This window comes from [Leptolyngbya] sp. PCC 7376 (assembly GCF_000316605.1).
Classification (GTDB): Bacteria; Cyanobacteriota; Cyanobacteriia; order Cyanobacteriales; family MRBY01; genus MRBY01.
This window is the reverse complement of sequence record NC_019683.1, coordinates 1,591,530-1,616,471: the sequence shown is the minus strand read 5'-3', so window position 1 is coordinate 1,616,471 and position 24,942 is coordinate 1,591,530. Positions and strand designations below refer to the sequence as shown.

General features: G+C 43.8%; 25 protein-coding genes. 14 read left to right on the top strand and 11 right to left on the bottom strand.

From position 1 onward, the window contains the following. Positions 1–152: 152 nt before the first annotated feature. Positions 153–539 (top strand): AbrB family transcriptional regulator, encoded by a 387-nt coding sequence (locus tag LEPTO7376_RS07240; protein ID WP_015133557.1) that lies wholly within the window; start codon positions 153–155, stop codon positions 537–539. Between the two features lie 77 nt (positions 540–616). Here LEPTO7376_RS07240 and LEPTO7376_RS07235 read toward each other — a convergent pair whose 3' ends face one another. The 4 genes from LEPTO7376_RS07235 to LEPTO7376_RS07220 form a co-directional block, all read right to left on the bottom strand. Beyond that, the gene (locus LEPTO7376_RS07235) at positions 617–1,249 is read right to left on the bottom strand and encodes a bifunctional 4-hydroxy-2-oxoglutarate aldolase/2-dehydro-3-deoxy-phosphogluconate aldolase (RefSeq protein WP_015133556.1); all 633 of its coding nucleotides are present in this window, start codon (positions 1,247–1,249) and stop codon (positions 617–619) included. Between the two features lie 7 nt (positions 1,250–1,256). Continuing rightward, the gene (locus LEPTO7376_RS07230; RefSeq protein WP_015133555.1) at positions 1,257–1,676 is read right to left on the bottom strand and encodes a heavy metal-responsive transcriptional regulator; all 420 of its coding nucleotides are present in this window, start codon (positions 1,674–1,676) and stop codon (positions 1,257–1,259) included. A 15-nt stretch (positions 1,677–1,691) separates the two neighbouring features. After that, positions 1,692–1,967: a hypothetical protein gene (locus LEPTO7376_RS07225; protein ID WP_015133554.1), complete on the bottom strand. Its 276-nt coding sequence runs from the start codon at positions 1,965–1,967 to the stop codon at positions 1,692–1,694. An 81-nt stretch (positions 1,968–2,048) separates the two neighbouring features. Beyond that, positions 2,049–2,672, bottom strand: coding sequence for an exopolysaccharide biosynthesis protein (locus LEPTO7376_RS07220; RefSeq protein WP_015133553.1), 624 nt, complete (start codon positions 2,670–2,672; stop codon positions 2,049–2,051). A 431-nt stretch (positions 2,673–3,103) separates the two neighbouring features. On the opposite strand from LEPTO7376_RS07220, the gene LEPTO7376_RS23325 reads away from it, so the two are divergent. From LEPTO7376_RS23325 to tsf, 8 genes are all read left to right on the top strand, one after another. Beyond that, the gene (locus tag LEPTO7376_RS23325; RefSeq protein WP_160148405.1) at positions 3,104–5,716 is read left to right on the top strand and encodes a serine/threonine-protein kinase; all 2,613 of its coding nucleotides are present in this window, start codon (positions 3,104–3,106) and stop codon (positions 5,714–5,716) included. Between the two features lie 166 nt (positions 5,717–5,882). Next, positions 5,883–6,089, top strand: coding sequence for a hypothetical protein (locus LEPTO7376_RS07210; RefSeq protein WP_015133551.1), 207 nt, complete (start codon positions 5,883–5,885; stop codon positions 6,087–6,089). Between the two features lie 18 nt (positions 6,090–6,107). Beyond that, positions 6,108–7,136, top strand: a complete 1,029-nt coding sequence (locus tag LEPTO7376_RS07205) for a mannose-1-phosphate guanylyltransferase (RefSeq protein ID WP_015133550.1) — start codon at positions 6,108–6,110, stop codon at positions 7,134–7,136. Further along, on the top strand, positions 7,137–7,862 hold the full coding sequence (locus tag LEPTO7376_RS07200) for a lipoate--protein ligase family protein (RefSeq protein WP_015133549.1): 726 nt from the start codon (positions 7,137–7,139) through the stop codon (positions 7,860–7,862). A 467-nt stretch (positions 7,863–8,329) separates the two neighbouring features. Continuing rightward, on the top strand, positions 8,330–8,992 hold the full coding sequence (locus tag LEPTO7376_RS23320; protein ID WP_015133548.1) for a calcium-binding protein: 663 nt from the start codon (positions 8,330–8,332) through the stop codon (positions 8,990–8,992). A 358-nt stretch (positions 8,993–9,350) separates the two neighbouring features. Then, a complete protein-coding gene (locus LEPTO7376_RS07190) occupies positions 9,351–10,058 on the top strand; it encodes a class I SAM-dependent methyltransferase (protein WP_015133547.1) in 708 nt (235 codons plus the stop codon). Positions 10,059–10,256: 198 nt separating this feature from the next. Beyond that, entirely contained in the window at positions 10,257–11,129 is an 873-nt protein-coding gene (gene rpsB, locus LEPTO7376_RS07185; RefSeq protein ID WP_015133546.1) for a 30S ribosomal protein S2, read from the top strand. A gap of 40 nt (positions 11,130–11,169) precedes the next feature. Further along, positions 11,170–11,826, top strand: a complete 657-nt coding sequence (gene tsf, locus LEPTO7376_RS07180; RefSeq protein ID WP_015133545.1) for a translation elongation factor Ts — start codon at positions 11,170–11,172, stop codon at positions 11,824–11,826. A gap of 46 nt (positions 11,827–11,872) precedes the next feature. On the opposite strand, the gene queG is transcribed toward tsf, so the two are convergent. From queG to LEPTO7376_RS07160, 4 genes are all read right to left on the bottom strand, one after another. Beyond that, positions 11,873–12,847, bottom strand: a complete 975-nt coding sequence (queG, locus tag LEPTO7376_RS07175; RefSeq protein WP_015133544.1) for a tRNA epoxyqueuosine(34) reductase QueG — start codon at positions 12,845–12,847, stop codon at positions 11,873–11,875. Next, positions 12,844–13,284, bottom strand: a complete 441-nt coding sequence (locus tag LEPTO7376_RS07170; RefSeq protein WP_015133543.1) for an anti-sigma regulatory factor — start codon at positions 13,282–13,284, stop codon at positions 12,844–12,846. The genes queG and LEPTO7376_RS07170 overlap by 4 nt, the downstream gene beginning before the upstream one ends. A gap of 5 nt (positions 13,285–13,289) precedes the next feature. Beyond that, positions 13,290–14,936: a SpoIIE family protein phosphatase gene (locus LEPTO7376_RS07165; RefSeq protein ID WP_015133542.1), complete on the bottom strand. Its 1,647-nt coding sequence runs from the start codon at positions 14,934–14,936 to the stop codon at positions 13,290–13,292. Positions 14,937–15,027: 91 nt separating this feature from the next. Continuing rightward, complete coding sequence (locus LEPTO7376_RS07160) at positions 15,028–15,738, bottom strand: response regulator transcription factor (protein ID WP_015133541.1); 711 nt, start codon at positions 15,736–15,738, stop codon at positions 15,028–15,030. A gap of 95 nt (positions 15,739–15,833) precedes the next feature. Between LEPTO7376_RS07160 and LEPTO7376_RS07155 the strand changes: the two genes are divergently transcribed. After that, a complete protein-coding gene (locus tag LEPTO7376_RS07155) occupies positions 15,834–16,373 on the top strand; it encodes a cofactor assembly of complex C subunit B (RefSeq protein ID WP_216700285.1) in 540 nt (179 codons plus the stop codon). A 279-nt stretch (positions 16,374–16,652) separates the two neighbouring features. Here LEPTO7376_RS07155 and LEPTO7376_RS07150 read toward each other — a convergent pair whose 3' ends face one another. Continuing rightward, positions 16,653–16,982, bottom strand: a complete 330-nt coding sequence (locus tag LEPTO7376_RS07150; protein WP_015133539.1) for a DUF3155 domain-containing protein — start codon at positions 16,980–16,982, stop codon at positions 16,653–16,655. A 302-nt stretch (positions 16,983–17,284) separates the two neighbouring features. Here LEPTO7376_RS07150 and LEPTO7376_RS07145 point away from each other — a divergent pair, with 302 nt between their 5' ends. After that, positions 17,285–18,583, top strand: coding sequence for an ATP-binding protein (locus tag LEPTO7376_RS07145; RefSeq protein ID WP_015133538.1), 1,299 nt, complete (start codon positions 17,285–17,287; stop codon positions 18,581–18,583). Positions 18,584–18,585: 2 nt separating this feature from the next. Here LEPTO7376_RS07145 and sbcC read toward each other — a convergent pair whose 3' ends face one another. After that, positions 18,586–21,612: an exonuclease subunit SbcC gene (sbcC, locus tag LEPTO7376_RS07140; RefSeq protein ID WP_015133537.1), complete on the bottom strand. Its 3,027-nt coding sequence runs from the start codon at positions 21,610–21,612 to the stop codon at positions 18,586–18,588. Between the two features lie 234 nt (positions 21,613–21,846). Between sbcC and LEPTO7376_RS07135 the strand changes: the two genes are divergently transcribed. Continuing rightward, entirely contained in the window at positions 21,847–22,608 is a 762-nt protein-coding gene (locus tag LEPTO7376_RS07135; RefSeq protein ID WP_041763248.1) for a pentapeptide repeat-containing protein, read from the top strand. Between the two features lie 70 nt (positions 22,609–22,678). Here LEPTO7376_RS07135 and LEPTO7376_RS23315 read toward each other — a convergent pair whose 3' ends face one another. Next, positions 22,679–23,455: a hypothetical protein gene (locus LEPTO7376_RS23315; protein WP_015133535.1), complete on the bottom strand. Its 777-nt coding sequence runs from the start codon at positions 23,453–23,455 to the stop codon at positions 22,679–22,681. Between the two features lie 369 nt (positions 23,456–23,824). Between LEPTO7376_RS23315 and LEPTO7376_RS07125 the strand changes: the two genes are divergently transcribed. Both LEPTO7376_RS07125 and LEPTO7376_RS07120 read left to right on the top strand, forming a co-directional pair. Beyond that, positions 23,825–24,367 (top strand): hypothetical protein, encoded by a 543-nt coding sequence (locus LEPTO7376_RS07125; RefSeq protein ID WP_041763247.1) that lies wholly within the window; start codon positions 23,825–23,827, stop codon positions 24,365–24,367. Between the two features lie 118 nt (positions 24,368–24,485). Further along, positions 24,486–24,941: a globin family protein gene (locus LEPTO7376_RS07120; RefSeq protein WP_015133533.1), complete on the top strand. Its 456-nt coding sequence runs from the start codon at positions 24,486–24,488 to the stop codon at positions 24,939–24,941. The last annotated feature ends 1 nt before the right edge of the window (position 24,942 follow it).

Here is a 24,942-nt window from a genome sequence, read left to right as displayed (position 1 = left end):
AAGCATTTAATATTTACTTTAAGAAAGAATAATGTACTATATAAGTGAGCAAGAAAATATTTGGAGATATTGGGTCTGTTAGTACTTCTTCTGAACCTTAATACTAACCCCAGTCCATCCAAGTTTATCGTTATTCGTGATGTCTTAGATAAATGGCTACTAAAACTAAAATCGAACCTTTAACTGGTGATACTCTACTTGCAAAAGTGAAAGAGTTGGAAACCCATAGTAAGGAAGAGAAAGCACGAGAATGCGGCTATTATACCGTCACAAAAAATGGTGTAGAGCGTGTCAATATGATGAAGTTCTACAATGCTTTAATTGAAGCTGAAGGTGTAGAGCTAGATAGTAATACTAGCGCCCAAGGTCGCGGTGGTCGTGCAGCAACTTATCGCATCAGTGTCCAGTCCAATGGCAATCTTTTGATCGGCTCCGCTTATACAAAAAAAATGAATCTGAAGCCTGGTGACGAGTTTGAAATTTCTTTGGGCCGTAAGCATATTCATCTGAAACAAGTTGGTGGTGACGACGAAGAATAAGTCGAAGTTTAGAAATTTCTAATATTTTGGAGCGATCGCCAAGTATGGGGGTCGTTTTTTTGTGTAATTTTTGTAATTTAAGCTAGATAAGATTTTTGAATTCGAGTAATTAATTCAGACCAATTGTGAGTATCTTGGAGCTCTATTGGAAATAAATCGCTAGAGAGTCCTACGGCGATCGCCCCTGCTTCAATGAATTGCCGATAGTTGGTTAGGGTGACCCCACCTGTCGGAATCAGAGGAATTTGTCTGAGGGGACCCTGCAAACATTTCACAAATTGGGCACCACCCACTGATTTAATTGGAAAAACCTTCACGCCATCACTACCGTATTGCCATGCGTTGACAATTTCAGTCGGAGTCATTGCCCCCAAAACCATTGGGATATCTGCATTGTGGGCAATTTGGACAAATTGCGGATCGCTATGGGGACTAAAAGCAAACTCTGCACCACTGGCGATCGCCTCTTTAAGTTCAGAGCTACGTAAAATCGTTCCAGTGCCAATTTTGCAGTCGGGATATTGCTCGCGCAGATATGAAATCAGTCGTCCAGCTTCAGCACTACTCCAAGTAATTTCAATAAGATTTAGGCCACCTGCAATGGCAATCTCTGCCATTTTTAGACCCATTTGCCAATCACTTGCCCGGATAACGGCGATCGCCCGATACTTTTTCAGTTGTAAAAACCAATCAATTTGTAGGGGAGTCATGCTTGAGTCATTTTTGTAAGTTGGGGCAGATGGTTGGCCGATTGCCGTTCTGCTCCGGAAAATCCTGCCAACCTGACAGAATACCTTGTAACTCTGCCCTCAGGGTAACCAGTTCAGTAATTTGAGCATTGATATCAGCTAATTTATCCTGGAGCTGCTGTTTCACCACACCACAGGGTAAAGCGCCGCCATCATGAATCGATAAAATGTCACCAATTTCCTGGAGACTTAATCCTAATGACTGGGCGCGTTTGATAAAAGCTAAGCGATTTAATACTGTCGAAGCAAACAATCGATAACCTTTTGGCGATCGCCCCATCACCGCTGAGAGCAAACCAAGATTCGCATAGTAACGAATCGTTTTAACAGGCAGCGCACTTAATTTTGCAACTTCACCAATTTTTAACTGAGCTATTTCTGACGGCACAATAATCTCAATCGTTTATTCATCATCCCAACGCGGCAAAGGTCTTGGTGATTTACTAGGCGAAAGATAACGTCTCGGTAAAACTCGTTCGCTCTCCAGACGATGCTTTCGAGTCTGCGACCAACGCACGAAGAAAGCCCCCAACACGAGCCCAAATCCAAGGGAAAATAAATTCCACTGACTATCTACGCCACCGATTACCAGTTGGATGAGACCCATAACGATCAGAAAACTAGAAATGGGTTCTTTTTGATAGATTCGTTTCAAAAATTTGTGCTTGGGACGCGCCATACAGTTCTCAGCAATGGGGCGGCGATCGCCCGCAGAAAAGCTTTAAAGATTATTCTCAGCTTAGCAAAACAAACTTCAGAATTACGGCTTAATCCAATCCTTGACGATATCAATTAAGCTCAAGCCACCATTGAAAAAGACATAAATAACAGAAGCCATCAGCACAGCAATCAGAATTGAGAGCACCATACCCGCAGCGCTAATTAAGCCATCGTCTTCTTGCAAACCAAATGCAGTCAAAAATACGCTGATCGCAGGTAAGGTATTTGTCCCTGGAATCGGAATACTCATCGAAATCGCCATCAAACAAATGGTACAGCCCATCATCATCCGACCCACTTGGGTCTGACAGACCATCGGTAAACGTGGGTGGGCGATCGCCTCCACCTTTTGCAGCCACGGTAAGCCTTTTTTAAGGATGCCACGGATTTTTTCAGTCTGAATCGTTTTACGTTGCCAGGAAATCGGCAGTAACAAACTCTGACGACCGATCACCAATTGACCTGCAATCAGAAAAATAATAATGCCAAAAGGAGTCGAATAGCCGGGCGCAGGAACAGGAAGCGCCGAAGGAAACGCCAACAGTAATAAAACAATCCCGAAAACTTTCTCTTCCGCAAGGGCAATCACTTGAGCAAGACTCACTGTTTCGCCACGATCTTCTTCAAAAAAATAGCGAGTTAATTCTTTCGATAAGCGAGCCATACATTTTCCCTAAACAGGCGATCAGGTAATGAGAATAGCCTAATTTTGACGGCTTCGATAGATCATCCTCCAATAAGCAGTCAAAGAGAAAGGTAGCGATCGCCAATTCCCGATTCCCAAACAACAGTAAAAAAACAGCAAATTGACATTATGCCCAGTGATTTTAGTCGACAGTCAAACACTAACTTTACCAACTCTTTAAAAAAGTCAAAATAGTCATTAATTGAATCTTTTTGAGCCTTGATGGGCGATCACCTAACCCTGTCTCAATCAAGCGAAAACCCTTACACGAAAGGATAATCCGCTCCAAACACTAGTGCATCTTCACAACGTCACAACAATAGCAATATTACTGAAACTACAGCACTAGAATTTCCGGATAATCGAGCCTGCTCCCAGAACAGTAGAAAGGAATCTTTAGGGTGATGAATGTGAGCAATTTATTAGAAAGAAATTCTAATTCCAATACATTAATTATCGGTAGCATTATTCAGGGTCGCTATCAAGTCCTGAGTAAGCTGAAAGGTGGCGCTTTATCGCGGACTTATCTTGTCCAAGATCTGTCGCAGCCGACTGAGCCGAAGTGTGTCCTAAAACATTACCCCTACAATAAAGAAATTCCTCGTCTATATAAGACGAATATGCGCTTGTTTCTCAAGGAAGCAAAGCACCTACAGGTTTTAAGCGTTCATCCCCAGATTCCACGGCTAATCGATTACTTTGGCATCACGGATCAAGGCTGGTATCTCGTCCAAGAACTCATCGAAGGCAAACTCATTCACAATGCTTTGCCAATGAGTGAATACAGTGACAATTGCTGGAGTGTTTACGAAGTTGCCCGCTTTATCCATGATATTTGTGAGACGTTGCAATTTGTCCACAGCCAAAAAATTATTCACTGCGATCTAAAGCCCAACAATATTATTAGTCGTGAGCCTGATGGTCGCCTTGTAATTATTGATTTTGGATCGGCACAATATATCCCCGGTTTCCAAACAAGTAATGATGATTCTTCCCTAACTTCATTACGCACCAAGATTACGGTCAGTCCATCCGGCTATCTTGCGCCCGAGCAAATGAATGGTCAGCCCCAGGCTTGTAGTGATTTTTATGCACTGGGTGTCATGGCAATTCAGGCTTGGACAGGATTGGATCCAGCTCGGATTAAAAAAGATAGTCACACAGGCGAGTTTGTTTGGGATCAGTACGTCAAGATTGATCACCCTGAGGCTTGCCGTCAGTTAGTGGCGATCATTTCGCGGATGGTGAAGCCAGACATTGGCGATCGCTTCGAACGTGCGGCAGAGCTTTTAGAAGAATTAGATACATTTCTCCATACCTTTGATGATTCCACGCCCCTTGCCATTGATTACGGCAATATCTCTTTTGAGGATGACACCTTATTTAAAAAGCCAGATCCTGCCGACGAAGGACTCACACTGCCAGCACCAGAAGAGCTAGAACCTTCTATCGCCGATCGGTTTGGGGACGATGTCGATTTGCCGCCAGAACTGTCAAAGGAAACCTACATTCAGTTGGATGATGAGGATTTCTATGAGGAAACATATATTCAAGACAAGCCAGAATATCTGGAGATTGACGACTCCCTAATTTCAGAGCTTAGAGACGATGACGATGATGACGACGACATCGTTGCGGATCCAGATGCAGAAAATACATCCGAACTCAGCGCGAGTGATCTCCCTTCCAAATTGAAACGGAAAAAATCTGGTAAAAAGTTGCCAGTTCTTGCCTTAGTCAGTATTAGTGTGGTTCTCATTAATGGTCTGCTAATCGCATTTGGATTACAGCATCTCATTAAAAATATGGCGACCGCGGATTCTCCAGACAATGATTTCCAAAGAGCGCAGGATGCATATGCTCAAGGGGATCTACCTGAGGCGATCGCCATTGCAAAGGCCATTCCTCAACAAAGCCCTGCATATCAACAGGCTCAGGAAAATTTAGCGCAATGGGAAGGCGAACTCCAACAAGGTCAAGGTGAAACAGTACAAGCATCGGCAACAACAGAAACAGAGACTATAGCCGCCGCTGCAACTGAAGTAACAGAGCCTGCCGCAACCGAAGCTGAAGCTACAGAAACTGTAGAGACAGAACCTACAGCAACTGAAGCAGAAACTCCTTCTATCGAAACTGAAGCTACAGCGGCGGAAACCGAAGCCACAGAACCGGCTATAACCGAAGCCACAGAACCGGCTATAACCGAAGCAACTCCAGCTTCAACTCCCACGGAAACATCAGCTCCCGCCCAAAACGAGTTCCAACGGGCACAGGATATTTATGCTCAAGGAAACCTACCTGAGGCCATTAATATTGCTAAAGCGATTCCTCAAGATGCACCGAATTACCAAGATGTCCAAGCAAACCTTGCTAACTGGGAAGGTGAACTCCAAACACAAACCTCTCAAGTAGAGGCGATCGCCACTGCCCACGAATCGAAAAATTGGCAAGAAGTTGTCGCAAAAGGCAAAGAACTAAAAGATCCAGCTCTACAGAAACAGGTAGGTGAACTGGTCGAAGCAGCACAATTTGAAATTGATGTGGCAGCTTATCAGCGGGTTCAAAAGGCGTTTGATCTAGCGACTGAATATAAGTTCAATGAAGCTCTGGTGACTTTGGCGGAAGCACCTCCCAATAGCAAGTTTGCCAATGTCATTACGGATAAGCTCGCGGAATATAAAAATAAAAAAGCTGTTCGCAATCACTTCTATCTCCAACAGGCAGTTAACCATGCCGAAGCACGGGAGTTTAGTGAAGCAGTAGCTTTCCTTAAGCAAATTTCTGACGACTCAAAGCACCATGAACTGGCAGAAGTAAAAATCGTTGAGTACAGCGAAAAGCAACAGATTAAGGAAGCCTACGAACGGTGGGCAGCAGCTCAGACAAAGCAGAAGAGTGACCCAAATGCTAATTCTTCAGTGGAATTAACGAAGGGTTCGCCAACAGCCATGCGCAGACAATTACAAACTGCTGAAATGGTAAGTCAAATTAATCCGGGAATGGTTTTACAGCATATTGCCTAGAATATTTGGGCTATCCAAAGCCAGAGAAGGGGCGATCGTCTCTTTTTTATATCGCCTCTTTTTTATTCTTTCAATTTTATGGTGACATTTATCTGCAACATACAACCATGTTTTGATAGTCGCGATAAGCTTGAAAATAGACCAGTCGTGACAAGGATATTTGGCGATGGATAACGAAGATAAATTTGCCATGCTGGTACTTGGATTACCGGTGGCAGGGTTATTGTATGGCGGCTTGATTGTTGCCCTCATGGTGTCGCAACCTTATGTACGAGAACACCCTCTTCGATTTGGCTTTTTGTTTTTCCTGATTCCTTTTATAATCGCTGCAACAACATGGATTCGCGCCTCCGCAAAGGCGTATCGCAATTAACCACAGGCAATCAGCAATATGGCTTTTATTCCGGTAATTTTGGCAGGCGGTAAGGGTGAACGGTTTTGGCCTCTCAGTCGCCGCGATCGCCCCAAACAATTTTTGAGTTTAGACGGGTCTGGGGTCAGTCTATTGCAGGCCACAGCTAAGCGTTTATTACCGGATGGGCAATGGGACAATCTATGGATTGTGACCGCCTCAATGATTGCGGATCAAGTACAAGAACAATTGCCAGAATTACCGCAGAAAAATATTTTAGTTGAACCAGATCGACGGGATACAGCCGCAGCGATCGCCTGGACTTGTGTTGAACTAGCGAAACATTATGACGAAGATACAGTGGTGGCCTTTTTTCCGGCAGATCACTGGATTGGTGATGAACCCAAATTTCTCGCGACTTTAAATCAAGCAGCAAATTTTGTAGCATCACGGCAGGCGATCGCCACCATTGGCATTAAGCCCGAATATCCTGCGACAGGCTATGGCTATATCGAGCAAGGAGATATGGCAGAAAATGAGATTTGCAAAGTAAGTCAATTTCGCGAAAAGCCTGACGAAGCGACGGCCAAATCTTTTCTCGACACTGGCAAATTCAGTTGGAATAGCGGTATTTTCCTCTTTTCCATTGGCACAGCGCTCAAAGAATTAGCCCTCCATGCGCCCGAAATCCTAAAACCTCTCCAAGAAAAAGGCACCAATGCCTACGCAGAGTTACCAAAAATCAGTGTTGATTTTGCTCTGATGGAAAAGACTCAAAATGCCTATGTGCTCCCCGCAGAATTCGGTTGGGATGATCTCGGAGATTGGCGATCGCTCGAAAGATTATTGCCACCCGATGAGACCAAAAATGTGAATGTTGGCAATTACAAAGCCTTCGACACCAGTGGCTCCATCGTCTATAGCGATAATCCCGATGAGACTGTTGTGACCCTAGGCGTTTCTGATGTGGTGGTGGTGCGGCAGGGTAATGTAACCATTGTTCTCGATAAAAATCGCAGTCAAGATATCAAAAAAATTCTTGGCAAACTCCCCGAAGAGTTGCTGTAGATGTCTCCAAATATTTGGCGATATATCTCACCATTAGAAGCTGATGGTGCAACTCAAATGGCGATTGATGAATGGCTCTTAAACCAACATCTCGCCGGAAAAATGCCTTCAGTCCTGCGATTTTATACATGGAAACCTGTCGCCATTTCCTTGGGACACAACCAGCGCAAATATCCGAAAACATGGCATAACCTAACCTACAACGGCAAGAAAATTGACATTGTCCGTCGGCCTAGTGGTGGACGAGCAGTATTGCATCAAGGCGATCTCACCTACGCCATTATCACTTCCGACATGAAGGGCGATCGCTGTCAGAAGTATAAAAAACTCTGTGAATTTCTGATTGCGGGTTTTCGTGAATTAGGTATTGCGCTACAGTATGGCGATTGCATTCGAAATTATGCTCACCATGACAACTGCTTTCGCACCCATACAAGCGCTGATCTCGTCACAGCAGACGGCTACAAACTAATTGGCTCTGCACAACTCCGCCGCAAAAACGCAGTATTACAACATGGCTCAATCCGTCTAAACCCTGATGCTCAGCTCTATCAAAACATTTTCAATGAGTTATTGCTAGACAGCTCTCCTCTTCCCAATCTTTCAATTACTACGTTGATTCAAACACTCTTATCCAGCATCAAAGAACAACAAGGAATACAGCTTCAAGAACAAGATCTTAGCGCTACTGATCGGCAAAATATCCATTCTGATAACGAAGCATAAAAGTCTTACAAACCTCATTTATTAACCAAACAGCAATTTCCGATGAATAAACTCAAATTTATGATTTGAGTTTATTCAAAGCAATATAAATCATAAAAAAATATTCTGTTTTTCCCCTTTCAAGTATTAATCCACTCTATATTTTTCAAGAGAAAAGAGTTTGGCAAAAAACGACCTCAAACCCTAAAGAATCAAAGCACACTCAATCTTCACAAAATTAATATTTTTCATTCACAGATGACAAATAGTTAAAGTCAAAATTCAAGAACATTTCATCCCAAATACTTGACACACTAAACAACAATAATTTCAAGTAATTTCGATACATATTTAGAACTAATGTATCTCAGCTATTTGGCTTAGTTAGAAATCATTAAAAGTGTCTTGTTTTACCTGAGCTTTTTTTTATATACTTCCAAGTACATCTACTACCCAAAAACTAAATATTTATATCTAGGAGACTATTAATGACTCAGGGTGCATTAATCGACTTACTAGGATTGAGCCTAGGTACCAGCGAACCACAAGCTGATACCCAAATTGATCCTACAATTTTTTCAATAGTCGTCGATGCTTTGGCAGCTGCTGAAGCGGCAAGAGAGATAACTCTTGAGGGATGTGATCCTCTATTACCACACTTGATGACTGAGCGAGTAGCAGGCTTATCAAATAATGGTATCAATAACAGTACGACTATAGGAGTTGAGGCTGAGCTTTATCTCGAAGGCAGTGACCAGAATGATGTCCTCACTGGTAGCAGTGTAGACGAGTTAGTGGTGGGATATGCCGGCGATGACATTCTCACAGGTGCCGGCGGTGATGACTCTTTTTACTTCACCAGTTATTCAGATGGTGTTGATGTCATTACTGATTTTGGATTCGGTGCAGATCAAATTCGCATCGACCGTAATGGTTTTGGTGCCTTCGATATAGATGCTGGTATCTTAGGCGCAGAGTCTTTTGTGATTGGTTCCAGCGCAACAACTGCTGACCAGCATTTTATTTACGATCAGTCTACAGGTGCTCTGTATTTTGATGCTGATGGTGTTGGTGGTTCAGCACAAGTTCAATTTGCAACTTTATCAAATCATGCCAATCTCTCTCATGGAGACATCATGATTGGGATTTAATTTCTCAAACTAGAATCTAATCTTTTATTTTTAAGATGTGAACTAGAGCTCTTCATCATTAGATTGAAGGGCTTTTTTATTTGGAATTTATAGGTTCTAAGAATAAATTCATGTCAGATATCACAGAAAATAGTTTATGATATTGATTTCCAGTATCATTTTTTTAGAAAGAAAAAGTAGAAAGAAAAAGAATTAGTTTTAGACATATTAATTAGCTTAACTATTTCCATTTTCAGTAAATTCTTCTTTAGTAGGCTGGGAAATAAGAGTGCTCTGGCTTTACACAGTTACATAAACCGAGGAAGAAACAACTTTATCTCCGCTAGAATGCCAAAACACCTTTGTGGGGAGACACGCCATGACCTATTCAATTCCGACAGGCAACCAATCTGAATTGCAATGGTTTGAAATATCTGAGGCTGTCTCAAAACGATTCGATCAGGAGTTTCAAAATAAAAAGCCAGATCTACCAGATGAGGTTCAAGCGCTTCCAATTTTTCTTGATTGGCAATCTGGCAAGCTCCAAAATCGTGTGACTTCAGAATTTTGGACATTAGTAAAACCTAAAAAACGCCAGCGCTGTCTTGATATCGGTTGTGGCATTAGTTTTCTTATTTATCCATGGCGTGATTGGAATGCTTATTTTTATGGGCATGACGTCAGTAAAATCGCCACTGAACTAATTCAATCTCGCGCGCCCCAGCTGAATTCCAAATTATTTAAGAATATTTCGAATAAGCCTGCTCATCATCTGGAGGAATATGAGAAAGATTTTTTTGATATGGCGATCGCCACCGGGTTTAGCTGTTATTACCCCATTGAATATTGGGAGACCGTACTCGAACAGGTCAAGCGAGTATTGAAACCTGCCAGCTTTTTTGTCTTTGACGTGATTAATCCCGATGCAGACATTGCCGAAGACTGGTCTATTATCGAAACCTATCTCGGCACAGAAGTATTTCTAGAAGATTTAAAAGATTGGGAAGCCCTCATCAAAAAATCTGGCGCAAGAATCACGAGACAACAGGAAGGAGAACTCTTTCAGCAATTCAAAATTCGCTGGTAATTCTTGATTTTCAAATAGCTTCAATATTTCCTCAAACACTTTCGCAGGGGCGATCGCCAGAAAAAGAATAAAGAATTATTGGCCTATTATGCTACCCTTTTAAAGTTGTCTAAAAACGCACATCTGGGATCCTTCGGGTGTTTCCTAAAAAGAAATGTCCCCAGATGGAGGTTTAACCCGAATAGGAGTTAAAAGAATATGCCCGTAGTTTCTCTCGCAGAACTATTAGAATCTGGCGTCCACTTTGGTCACCAGACCCGTCGTTGGAACCCTAAGATGTCCCAGTACATCTATACTTCTCGCAACGGCGTACACATCATTGACCTCGTTCAAACCGCCCAACTTGTTGAAGAAGCATATGCCTACATGAAGGATGCTTCCGAGAACGGTAAGCGCGTTCTTTTTGTTGGAACGAAGCGTCAAGCCGCAGGCATTATTGCCCAAGAAGCAAAACGTTGTGGTGCATTCTACATCAACCAACGTTGGCTCGGCGGTATGCTCACAAACTGGGAAACAATTAAAACCCGTGTTGAGCGCCTAAAAGAACTTGAATCCCTTCAAGATAGCGGCAACCTTGACCGTCGCCCTAAAAAAGAAGCCTCTATGCTCCGTCGTGAACTCGACAAGCTCCAGAAGTATCTCGGCGGTATCAAGAACATGCGCAAGATTCCTGACATCGTTGTTGTGATCGACCAACGTCGTGAGCACAACGCAATCCAGGAATGCCGCAAGCTCAATATCCCTATCGTTTCTTTGTTGGATACCAACTGCGATCCTCACACCGTAGATCTCCCTATCCCTGCAAATGATGATGCGATTCGCTCGATTAAATTGATTGTTGGCAAACTCGCTGATGCAATTTATTCCGGTCGCCATGGTCAACCTGTTAAGGGTGAGAACTACGAAGAGTTTGAAGAGGCTATCGAAGAAATTAGCGATATCCCCGCAGCTGTCGAAGAAGTTGAAGCTGTCGAAGAAGTTGAAGCTGTTGAAACAGTTGAAGCTGTCGAGACAACTCCTCCTGCAGAAGTTGCTGAGACTTCCAGCGAGACTAATTCTGAATCAGCGTAATATTTTTTGATTGATCCAAACATTTTTTGGTAAACAGCAAATGGCAAAAATTTCTGCAAAGCTTGTAAAAGAACTGCGCGATAAAACTGGCGCAGGCATGATGGACTGTAAAAAAGCCTTATCAGAAACTGATGGTGATATCGCTAAGTCGATTGAGTGGCTCCGTCAGAAAGGCATTACCTCTGCCGAGAAAAAGGCGGGTCGTGTCGCAGCTGAAGGTTTAGTGGAGAGCTATATCCACACGGGTGGTGGCATTGGCGTTCTCGTTGAAGTGAACTGTGAGACTGACTTTGTCGCTCGTGGTGATATCTTTAAGGATCTCGCGAAAGGGATTGCAATGCAGATTGCAGCTTGTCCTAACGTTCAATACGTTAAGGTCGAGGATATTCCTGCTGAGATCGCGGATAAAGAGCGTGAAATCGAAATGGGTCGTGATGACCTCGGTGGCAAGCCCGACAACATTAAAGAAAAGATTGTTTCAGGTCGTATTGGTAAGCGTCTCAAGGAACTTTCTCTCCTTGACCAACCTTACATTCGCGATCAAAACATCACTGTTGATGAGCTTGTTAAACGAACTGTGGCAGAGATTGGCGAAAATATTCAAATTCGTCGTTTCCAACGCTTTGTTCTTGGTGAAGGCATCGAGAAGAAAGAGGAAGATTTTGCGGCAGAAGTTGCAGCTCAAATGGGTAAATAATTAACGAACCTGTCTCCCTTTCTTAATTAGAATGAGGGACAAACTTTTAACCTTCTCCATCCGTGGGGGAGGTTTTTTGTTGGGCTTCAAGATTCGCTTTCGCATTTCGTCGCCACATCCAAGGTTTGATCCGACGCAATGCTGAACCGATTAGGCGATCGCCCCATTCTTCATCAGTGATATCTGCAAGTTCGGTCAGTTTGGGAGCCAAATTTTTCGGGTAGGGTTGAAAATCTGTAACGTCCGTTTCTTTAGCAAAGCGCTGATTCCACGGACACACATCTTGGCAAATATCACAGCCTGCCACCCAATTTTGCAAGTGGGGTTTGATGGTTTCGGGTAAGTCTTCAGCGCGATTTTCAATGGTGTGATAGGCGATGCAACGGTTGGCATCCACGACATAAGGTTCGGCGATCGCCCCAGTTGGACAAGCATCCAAACAACGGGTGCAAGTGCCACAGTGATTAGTGTGGGGTTTATCTATCTCTAGTTCAAGGGTTGTCAAAATTTCGCCGAGAAACACCCAACTGCCATATTCACGAGTAATAACATTGCTATTTTTCGCCTGCCAACCAAGCCCTGCCCGTTGCGCCCAAATTTTATCTTGCACAGGCCCAGTATCCACATAAAATCGATGGCGATCGCCGGGAAATTCAATACTCAACCAATGGCAAAACGCTTTCAGTTTTTTGGTTAAAACGCGATGATAATCTCGCCCCCAACCATATCTAGAAATTTTGGCGATCGCCGGGTCATCGGAATGTTGATGGTCTGTGTAGTAGTTCAAGGCCACTGAAATCACAGACTTCACTTCTGACAAACACAACTGAATATCTTGCCGCTTCGGACTGGCCATCCATGCCATATCCGCTTGAAACCCTTTTGTCAGCCAATCATTTAAGCGTTCTAAATTCTCGCTATCTTCTGGGGCGATCGCCGCAATCCCTGTTTTATTAAACCCCAACTCTAACCCTTGTGCCTTAATTAGTCGGGTTTGTTCACTGATAGACTTCTTGCTCACTCTTCTTCTGAATCATCTATTTTCGACGGTAAACGCGTTTCTAATTTCAGACAATTTTTGCCATTTACCTGCAACTGATATTCCACTCGATCCATCAGCCGTTTCATAATCAACCAACCATAACCACCTTCCTGACAAGCACTTGGATCAGGAGCCATATAGGTCGACAAATCAAAACCATTACCAGAATCCCAAATCTCCAACAAAAAAATGTCGTCTTTCAATTCAAGACGTAACAGCACAGGGACTTCAGGCTGTTCTTTATGGGCATGACGCACCACATTGGAATAGGCTTCCACTAGAGCAAGGCGCAACCGACTCGATTGTTTATCCCAATCAATGCGATCGCCTAATTCAACCTGAAGACAATCGAGGAGCCAGGCCTCCACAATAGCAAGAAACTTTAGATCGCTGGGAATTTGTAATTCAGTACGCATAACTCTTACATGACCTCCAGCGACACAATGGTTTGGTCATCTTCTTGCTCTGTATAGGTCGATTCATTAAATCGATCCAGCAGTTCATACAGATCAAAACGCTCTGGATTTTGCAGAATGAGGCGCCATAAGCCTTCCTGATTCAGCATGTCGTTGCGTTCTTGGAGCAACTCAGGCTTGGTAACCGTTGCCTCGGTAATACCATCGCTGGTGATCAGAAGAACATCCCGTGACTTGAGAGTGAGCTCTTCGACTTCTGCCTGCCATTCGGGCAAAATCCCAATGGGAATGCCTCGTGTTTTTAGATAAGTTGGTTGACTATCCGAAGATGGTTGATGGTGAGACCAAAGCATCGGATAAATGTGACCAGCATTAGCGTAAGTAAGCTTGTGATGCTCAGGCTGATAGCATGCAATGACCATCGTAATAAAACAATTACTGTTAAAAAGGTCATCCGCCATGACGCGGTTTAGATGCTGGATAATTTCTTTGGGAGATGCTGGTGTCGTTTGATTGAGCTGTTGCCGCAGGGTAGACAAAGCACTCGCCATAAACAATGCAGCAGGAACACCTTTCCCCGAGACGTCACCAACTGCTAACCAGAGGTCGCCATTGCTATGGTGGTATGTTTCGAAGAAATCACCACCCACTTGCCGTGCAGGCAAACAATAGCCTTGGATTTTGGCATTATCGAGTTCTGGTGAAGCCTGAGGCAGCAAATTATGCTGAATTTGACGGGCAACTTCTAGTTCATTACGAATTTGCTCGGTTTGCTGTTGGATTTTTTGGTAAAGCTTTGCTTGGGCGATCGCCAGAGCCGATTGTTCTAAAACCGCATCTAAAAGTTGCAGATCTCCCTCTGACCATGCCTGATCTTCGATATTGTGCCAAAAGGTTAATATCGCATAGGTTTTTTGTTTCCAAATAAGCGGTACAGCTAACTGTAACCAGGATTGATCATGGACACATTGTTCGAGTTGGCGATCGCCCTTTTGTAATGCTTTTTCTGCAAGCTCAACATGCTCAACAAGTGGCGATGATGTTTGGGGATGTGAAAACTTTTCTGCTGACAATTGCTGTGGCTGTCCTTCCGTGACTGGATAGAGCACACCATACTCAGCATGGAAACTCTCACTAAGCCGCTCCACAATGGTTTGCAACGTACTCTCATAATCCAAAGATTCCCGGATTGCTCGAATCAGAGAATTCACCAGCTCTTCTTGCCGTAGCGATCGTTCTAACTGGTTTGTACGTTGCTTGAGGACTTTATAAGTATCTGCCGCCTGATGGATTGTGGACATCAAAGCATCAGGCTTCCAGGGCTTCGTGATGTATTTAAACACCTTGCCGGAATTGATTGCCCCAACCAAATCCTCAACATCCGTATAGCCTGTCAGTAAAATCCGAATTGTGTTGGGATAGGCTTCGACTGTCCGACTGAGAAATTCTGTACCATTCATCACTGGCATACGTTGGTCAGAGATGATAATCGCCATCTCTCCTTCCGAGGCCAAAATATCTAATGCTTCTGGTGCACTCGCTGCACGATAAACCCGAAATTCACGACGAAATGTCCGATACAACAGATCAAGATTATCTGTTTCATCGTCAACGACCATGAGTTTAAGTTTATTGGTATTCGCGACGCTCATAGACTCGTAATCTTAGTTGCACTGGTTGGTCAGAATTCAACATTTTCCCATGTCCTCTCAGAGCAATTGCAGGGAAGATATAGAAATTTATTTAACCAACTAAACCAGATCGTAGCGCTCTTACGGCAGCTTGGGTCCGATCATCCGCACAAAGTTTATTAAGAATATTACGCACATGGGTTTTAACAGTACCCACTGTAATAAACAGACGCTCAGCAATTTCTGAGTTGCTACAACCATCAACGATCAACTGCAATACTTCCAATTCACGCTCAGTCAGAGGACAACTCTCTAACAGTTGTTGATCTTCGGGAGATGTCGCTTGAATTTCAATGGTTGCTTCAGAGCCACTACCAGGCAGTTGCACTTGATTCAGCACAATACGGGCGATCGCCGGGTCAATCCAACTGTTACCCGAATAAGTTGTTTTAACTGCGTCAACAAGATGCTCGAACGTAATATCTTTCATGCAATAGGAATCAGCCCCTGCCGCAAAAGCTGCAAGTACGGCCTCTTGATCATCCTGTAGCGTCAAGATCAAGACTTTTGTTGCATCATCACCTGTCTGACCACCATTGATATCCTCTTTCAACTGACGGGTGACTTCAATACCATCAAGCTCCGGCAATCCAATATCGACAATTGCTAAATCAGGCTTTAGATCACGGAGCAATTTAAGACCATCAGCACCATTGCCAGCCTCTGCTAAGAAGTCAATGTCAGAACATTGCATCAAAGAGGTACGCAATCCAATCCGTGTCAAATCATGATCTTCAACTAGAACAACGCGAATTTTGGCCATGGTTTTTCAAAAATATTCCCCCAAAATATAGCATGATCGATATACATTTATATGGATGCGTTTTGCGAATCCTGTCGTGATTTTGCCTAAAAGCTGTGCTTGAACAATCTGTAATTACTTCAACGTTGATGTTGACTCTCCTACTAATGGTGGGTCTGTTTTTCTTTATTCGTGCATCCCTAAAAGATCGCACTGAGCAGATGGAGTTCATCGCGACGGAACCTGAAGAATCCGTCTTTGAACGTCTCCAAACCTATTTCGAAAAGCGTGCTTATCAGATCATTGATGTTGATGGTGTGAATAATGTCGTGACCTATCAAGGGTTTGTACCACCTAGTGGATTTTTAGCGGTATTTCTATCATTACTAACAGCCTTAGGTTTAACCTGTGTTGCTCTAGTCCTCTCATTGATCTATCCAGCTGTTGGCTTTGGGTTTCTAGGTATCTGTTTATTTGCACCGGCAGCCGGTTTTTTCTATTGGCAACGTGCTGGCAAAACTGAAAAAGTAATTTTGCAGATTACCAAAGAAACGCCGATTACTGAAACGCCAACCCAACGCATTTTAGTGACAGCCCATCGCGATGAATTAATTTTGTTGCGGCAGGTCGTCCCTTATCAGCTCAATGAAGCATAAGTGATGGCTCACTAAATTGTTTCGTTTCTACTGAATCCGGAATTAATCGGGTGGCGATCGCCCTAGACCTCATTTTTTTATTGCTCAGCAAAAAAACTGGGCAATAAAAAACACCCTAGTGAAGAAACTAGGATGCGATTAATGAAAAAATTTGCTCACATTATTTAGGTTTCTAGTTGGAAGCAGCCCGATACCAAATTCGTTTGATTACGACCTGGGGCCTCACTATCCAAAAAATAAAACCTAGATACAAATAAGATTTAGATAAAGCTCAAAAGCTTAACTGGAAGCAGCCACTTGTTTCTTCTCCGCGGTCTCACTGTCTTCGGTATTACAAAGAACTCGTAGACTGGGGAAAAGGAAGTGGTTTTCTTCGACATACTGAGCACCAAATAATCCTTTCTCCGCCCAAAAATAACGGTCTGTGGTGTGCTCATTACGCTTGACGACAATAACTGCGGGGGGCACAATACCGTTTGCGGCGATATGCTTACGAGCTGCGGTTACTGGTTTGTCCTCACCACTCTCAATATGGTGCTGGGGGACGCTCTCTAGAATTTTTCTCCCTTCCTGACGACGGCGACTCTTACGTTTGCGTTTTCTTGCCAACCCGATACCTCCTAGTCTTGCTCTGATAAGTCCGTAACAACAGTCACAGAATTTCGAGCAAAGTATATCCGGAACAATTTTTAAAAGCAAGTTAAATTTGGAGAATATTGTTCATAGGTGACATTTTTATGGTAGAGGAATAGGTTGCTTACCCTGCTACATAAACTCTTGACAAAGAATCTAAATAGTTTATTAAGTTTTCTTAATAAGTATGGATTATGGTGTTCCACTAAAAGGTATATGTCCGAATTATCATGTAATTTGCGGTCTACCATGGCTAGATGGAATTTTGGCGATCGCCGATGACAACATTTCCCCAATTACTTCCAGTCGGTGCCGAATTTACGGCGCTATGTCAACAACAACTCCGACTTCTCGCGTTAAGTTTGGGGGCGGATTGGAGTGTGTTGTATTTGGCGCAGCCCAACCATAGTGATCAAGAGATTGAGTTACAGGTAGTGAGTTCTTATCCTGAGCGGCTATTGACAGCGGATCGGGAAACAGTGGTGGTAGAAACAGCCGAGATAGAAACGCTCATTGACCAAACCTTAATGGTCGGTGAACTAGAGCCAGACGGCGAAGAGTTTGCGCAAGAGACTGCCGGAGATATTGCAGAGTCGTCAACGGCTTTCCCACTGTTTCATGAGGATCTGATTTTAGGGATTTTGGCAACGGGGCGCACAGATCGCGGGTGGCGATCACCGGAAATTTCACAAATTGAATTAGTAACGCAGAGTTTGAGTTGGGCCTGTGTACTGGATCAGCAAAAAAGCTGGGCGACGCAACAGTTAGCACAACAGCGACAGTTACAGGAAGTGGAGCAAGAGCACTTTCATGATCTATTGCATCAGCTCCGCAATCCGACAATGGCGATTGGGACGTTTGGGAAATTATTACTGAAACGACTTGAGATGGAAGATCGTAATTATCCAGCGGCGGTGGGAGTCGTGCGAGAGAGTGATCGCCTCAAAGAAATGTTGCATCAGTTTGGGCAAGAGGTGAATTTACTGGATGCACAGATCCAAATGTTGCCACCAGCTTCAACATTAGCTTTGCCACCCGATGCTCTAACGGGATCAAATAGAGACGATACATTAAATTTGTCACAGTCAATTGCCCTAACAGCGGTAAATCTCATCGCATTAATTGAGCCCATTGTGGAGTCGATGGCGGCGATCGCCACAGAAAAAGAAATTACGCTACGAACAAAGATTAATTCTGATTTACCTGAGGTTTGGGGAAATGCACAGGCTTTAACGGAAATCATCTGTAATTTGCTCGAAAATGCGATCAAATACACTCCTGAGCAAGGCCATATTTTATTGCACTTAGCCAAGATGGGTGAGGCTGTACAATTGGCCGTTCACGATACAGGCTATGGGATGCCAGCCGCAGATTTAGACCATGTGTTTGAACGTCATTATCGCGGCGCGCAAGCAGAAGGAGAGATTCCAGGGACAGGTCTTGGGTTGGCGATCGCCCATGAATTGGTAGAAAAAATGGACGGTGATTTAGAAGTGGATAGTCCCTGTGTTGGATTGCCAACTACAAAAAAATGCCCGGGTAGCACGTTTACGCTGTGGCTCAGAATTGCCCATTAACGTTAATTGCTAATACGAATTTGGGAGCCTTGTTTACTCTTATAAACTTCGATGCGACTCTGAAAAGCCTCTTTAAATTGAGGAATATGAGTCACGGCAAGGATACAGGCAAAATCATCGGCGATCGCATTAATAGCGGCAATCAGTCGAGCACAACCTTCGGCATCCTGCGTCCCAAACCCTTCATCAATCACCAGCATTTGTAACGCCATCCCCGATCGCTGGGCCAGGAGTTTTGCAAGGGCAAGGCGAATCGAAAAATTAATCCGAAAGGCTTCACCACCAGAATAGGTTTCGTAGGAACGGGTTCCCCGCGCATCGGCGATCACGATATCAAGGGTATCGATCATTTTTGAAGTGATTTTTTTGCGATTGCCCTTGCGAGCTTTTTGGGTAAGAAATTGCACATGAAATTGGTTCCCGGTCAGCCGCGACAAGATTTGATTCGTTTCAGCTTCGAGTTGGGGTAAGGCATTTTCGATCAGCAATGTTTGAATGCCATTTTTCCCGAAAGCACTTCCCAATTCCTTATAGATGCGATGTTGGCGACGGATTTCAGTAAGTTCAAGTTTGCTGTCTTCGTATTCATCGGCGAGGGTTTGCAATTGTTGCAGAGATTGTTGCAGTTGCCCTTGGTGCGCCAATAAATGATCGAGTTCTTGGCGACGATGTTGAATTTGGGCTTCGAGTTGTTCAATCTCACTGCCATGATCCGCAAATTGGGCGATCGCCTCGCGCGTGGTTTGCATTTGCGTTTCGATCTGCTCAAAATCTTTTTGACAAGATTGCTGGGCTTGCTGAAGTTCTTGAAGGCGAGTTTCTAGTTGGGGATGGCGGGCGATCGCCTGTTGTAATTCCTGATGACGCAGTTGCCACACCTGAGCTGTACGAATTTGCTGAGTTAAAGCTTGGTGCTGTTCCGAGTTGTAATCGAGAGCAGTAATATTCGCCGCAATTTGTTCAAGCTGTGTTTGCAGAGGTGAATGATCGCGCAATTGAGCTAATTCTTGTTCCGTTTGCTGGAGTTGCCATTGCAATTCCGGTTGTTGCCGTTGAATCTTTTCGAGACGGTGGGTGGCATCATCGATTTTGCTTTTGCGGATTTCTGCCCATCGCCATTTTTTTTCATCTTCACGGGCGATCGCATGGCTTCGTTCGTCATACCGCAGCGTTTCTAATTGCGTTTTTACTTCACCCAATTCTGCTCGCAAATCTTCTGCATAGGCTTCGAGGTTCAGCGATCGCCCAAGTTGATCTATTTCTATTTCTAAACTTTGCAGCGTTTTTTGAATATTGTTATTACGTTCCAGTTCTGCCTCAATTTTGAAAAATTGCTGTTCACAAGCCGCATAATTATCCAGCTCAAGTTTCAGCTCGCCAAGTTCTGACTCAAATTTGCCCAAATCTTGGTCACACCGTAAAAGCTGTTCCTTCAGTCGCCAAATTTCTGCCTCAGTTGCCGTTTGCCTGTCCTGAGTCTTTTGAATTACATGTTCACGGTGGTCATGGTCAAGATCTTGATCGCACAACGGACAAGTGGCATCTGGTGTTTGTAACAGACTGAGTTTCTGCTGTAATTCTTCAAGCTGTTGATGACAATTTTGTTGGCTTGCCTGCAACCTTTCCTTCAGTTGAGCTTGCTCTAATCGTTTATTACGCACCCGATCCTGATAGGTCTTTTTCTTATCCAACGTCACCAGTTGCGCATCTAAATGTTGCAACTTTTCACGCTGCTCAGGGATTTGGGCAATTTGCTGACTGAGGTTTTCCCGATCATTCGAGAGAGATTCCAATCGAACTTTTAGTTTTTCTGAAGCTTGCACAATCTGATTTTCGAGGGTGAAGCGGCGCTGGAGTAGCGGCGAAACCTGATGTTGCAAACTATCGAGACGATTTAATTCGATGCGGGCTTTTTCGAGAGAAACTAAAGCTTTTTCGATCTTTGGTGCTTCAGCAATAATCTTTTCTTCTTCAATTTGTCGCTGCGCCAAATCCTCTAACCGTGCTTGTGTCCGCCGGATACTGATTTGCAACGTACCTTCCTGCTGCTGAAGTTGTTGCTCTGCTTGTTGGTACTGCTGCTGAAGCTCCTGATATTGCCGAAATTTCTCGGCAAAAGCATCCTCAGCTTTTTGCAACGCCTGCCAGTGCTCAAATTGCTGGTTAATGGTTTCTGTTTGATCGAGTAATGCTTGATTATTCGCTAATTCGGCTTGCGATCGCCCCAAATCCTGACCCAACCTTGCAAGTTCATCTTGTCGGCGTTGCAAATCCTGTTGTTGCAACGATAATTGTTGCTCCCAAGCTTGGCGTTGATTCGCAATTTTTTGGAGTTCTTTGAGATTAGTACGGGTTTTTTCCTGTTGCGTTTTGAGTTGGGCGATCGCCTGGTTGGCGTTTTCGAGTTCTGCTTCTACTGAAGGTCGCGTATCCAGCTGTATTTGTTTGGGTTCTAAACTTTGTTCAAGCGCATCCCCTTGAATTTTGAATTCTTTTGCCCGTTCTTTTGCTTGCTGGGCAAGAATTTCATATTGTTCAAGCTTAAGGAGATTACCAAGGATTTCCTTACGTTTAGCGGGTTTTGCCAACATAAATTCGTCTGCTCGCCCTTGCCGCAAATAAGCCGAATTAATGAACGTGTCGTAATCCAGTTTCAGTTCCCGCACGATGTAATTTTGCGTATCCTTGATGCCTTTTGTAGACAGAGCCTTAAACTCACCCGCATCCGAACGCACTTGAAATTGCAATGCAGCAGCCTTACCGCGTGATCGCATCCGAATAATTTTGTAAATCTGCTGGTTATTTTCAAACTCGAAATCAACCCGAACATCTGTTTCGCCACTGTGGATCACATCATCCGCTGCTGCCGTCCGACTTTCTCCCCAAATTGCCCAAGTGACAGCTTCAAGCAGAGAGGATTTTCCTGCACCATTCACCCCACAAATACAAGCTGTGTGAAATCCCGTAAAATCGAGCGTTGCGTCGCGATAGCTCAAAAAATTTTGTAAGGTCAGTTTGAGGGGAGTCATTGAAGCGGTTGCCTGTAGCGTTGCACTGAGAAGCGGCTCTCAAATCCCCATGTTATCTCGATCTTTCGTTTACTCTGTCGTCTGTAATGCACTGCAATCTAAGGACTTTTAAGGGATTTAAGATGGGTCACGAAAAGGACTGCTATGATGAGCGAAAGAATTTTTGATGTTTTTGGAAACGTTTTTTGCGGCGGCACAGTCTTCATCCCTAGGTCACCCTCCCCTGAGATTGCTATGAAAAAGTCTTTATTTCTCTCCTGTTTTGTCGGTATCTTGGCGATCGCCCCTGTGACGCGTGCAGAAAATCTCAGTCATCTGAGCCAGCTTTTTTCGACTCGGAGCTGCCAAAATTGTGACCTCACTGCCACAGGACTCGTCAATGCAAAATTAGGACGAGTAGATCTGACAGGTTCAGATCTCCGGCAAGCTAATCTCAGTGGTGCAGATCTCAGCTTGGCCAATCTCAGTGGCGCAGACTTAACCGGTGCATCCTTAGCTGGTGCCAACATGGCAGGGGCAAACCTTGAAGGAGCAATCCTTGATGGTGCAGATTTACGAGGAACTTATTTATCCGGCGCCAATTTTACGAATACATCTCTCAATACCTATTACGTCACACGTGCCGTAGGGTTGCTGGAGGCCAATGTTTCGGCTGAGCGACTTTATCAATGGGGCTTTATCGAATCGGAAAGTAATAACCATCGTATGGCGATTACCTATTACAACTACGCCGCAGATATTGATCCTGATAATGGTGCCATTTATCTTTCACGGGCGATCGCCAGTTTTAAGCTAAAAGACTATTACAGCGCCCAGCAAGATGTTACTTTTGCACGCTCCTTATTTGAAGCCAGAGGATCACAAGTAGGCATAGATGCGAGCGATCGCCTCCTTGCCCAAATTGACTTAGCAGTAAACCCTGACAGTGGCTCCGGCAATAGCTTCGGAAACGTTGTTGGCACAATCACTTCAATGCTCTTCCGACTCTTCTTCTAAAGAGTTAGCGATGAATTCAACTCAATCTCAGATTAACTACGCCATTCAACGTTTAGTCTGGGATTTGAATTTATAAATCATTTAAGAAATCAAAATCTTCATCTTCCAATGTAGACAAATCAGGAGATGTGGAAATACTTTCTTTTGGCAAAACATTGCGTTTGCGAGGTGGTGGAGAAGGCTGATTTTTTTTTCGCTTGGCAGCGGGAGAATCTGGAGAATTTGCAGCTCGATTAACTTCCGTAATTTTATTTTGGACTTGCTTTTTCAGTCGATCCAGTAAATTTTTTCGTTGCGCAGCAGGCTTCGGTGGAAATGGCTTTGGGCGAGCTTGTCCTTTCTGGTATTGACGGTTTGTTTCATCAACCGTTTCTTCTGTCTGCTGCACTGTTGAATCATTCGTCATGGTGCGTCGCTGCGCTTGACTCTCGGTTGACTGAGTAATGCGTGAGAAAGGAGAAACCTCTTTAACGCGAAGCTGTTCTGGAAATAAATGTTCCACAAAAAATCTTACGGTTTCTTGCTTGAGATAGCCTTTCAGCACAGCAACTTCACCGAAACGCATGTTGCTCACCTTCTGCTCCACCAAGACATCTTCTACCTGCGCATCCGTCATTAATCGTGCTTCAACAAAATAACTACCAATACTTTGACGGTCAGCTTGTTTAACGCGCATCTCCCAGACAAGATCAAAGAAATCCACTGTTTCTTCTGCGATCCAACCCCGCAACGACAAAATCTCACCAAGCCGCATCTCTGGATTCAATGTCTGGTCATGGAGAGCAACTTGCACTTGGACTTCATTGAGTAGCCCTGCTTTGATTAGAGTGTCTGTAACATTGCTCATAAAAAAGATAATGGGTTAGGCGATCGCACATTCTAGCCGCGGTAAGAGCTCGTCAAGACTGAAAAATATCAGACCTTTTGACCTAAATGAGGGTCAATATTCCGCGTCTCGTCCCGTCATGTTATCAAACATAACAGTATGTTCATAGACTTTTGGTCACTATTAAACAGATAGACGAACATTATGATTTTTCAATCAAAACACAAGCTTAAAGTCAAACTTTCATGACAGTATCAGTCAACAGTTCAGACATCTAATTTTCCCAATTAGGTGACAAAAGACAACAACAATAACGTCCGCATATTTGTCACAGTGACAGCCTTTACAATTAGCCTTAAGCAGCTTGGGAAGTGAGACAAACCGATGTCGATGTGGCGCACCATCTATTTCGTTGATTGGAAAATTCTTTTAGAGCATTACAAGAAAGAAACTCTCGTTAGGGCTCTTTTGGATAGTGAAGATACACCCAATTGGGCTGAGGTTTACCATGATCTCCCCATCAGTGATCATCTTTATAATGCGGTGGCTACAGCCTATGAAACATTGCGAACAGGTCTTCCAGAGAAACTGCGACAGGATGCTGATAGCTTTATGCTGCCGCTGATTACCTTTGAGGGATACCACCAAGATCTCGACCACGCGAATCTTACGAGTTTAATCCAAAGTCTTAATCCTCAATCAGTCATTAAATATGCTCTGCTCGCGGATGAAATCGATTGGGGTGCATTGCAAGAGGCATATTATGAATTTTGCTCTGATTCGACCCGCAAAACGATTGCGACTTATACAAATTGTGAGAATGCAGAGAAAAGCTTTCGTCGAGGTTTTTTGGGCTACATCGAAGATGAATGGATAGAGCCTATTTATATGGCTGCCCGCAAAAAGCAGGGAATCGTAGTGGATTATCGTTAGCAATTACGAACGGCGATCGCCCTAAAAAATCTTTTCCATTAACTGAGGTAGCTCATAGAAACCAAACAAACATCTTGAAAAGATAGTTCCTGTACAAGTCGTAGAGCTTTGAACTCGAATGTCTTTAAATACTGAACTCCTAGAAACAAGCTTTGCTTTACTGCGTGATCACAAAACCGAATTCACCCAGCATTTTTATCACCATCTCTTCGCAGACTACCCACAAGTAAAGCCATTGTTTAAAGAAACTCAAATGGACAAGCAGGCTGCAAAATTGTTTGCATCCCTCGTACTTGTCGTGGACAATCTCAAAAAAACAGACACATTAACCCATGCGTTACAAGGGCTGGGTACCAGACATGTAAAATACGGCGTTTTGCCTGAACATTATCCAATGGTAGGTCGTACTCTCCTCAAGGCAATGGCGATCGCCCTCGATGAACAATGGACAACCGAATTTTCTGAAGCCTGGGCGGAAGCCTATGCCACCATTACAGAAATAATGCTGGACGGACTAGAATATCCAGCTGTTATCCTCGATCCAGAGAGTGCTTTGGCCAATTCACCTTCGTAAG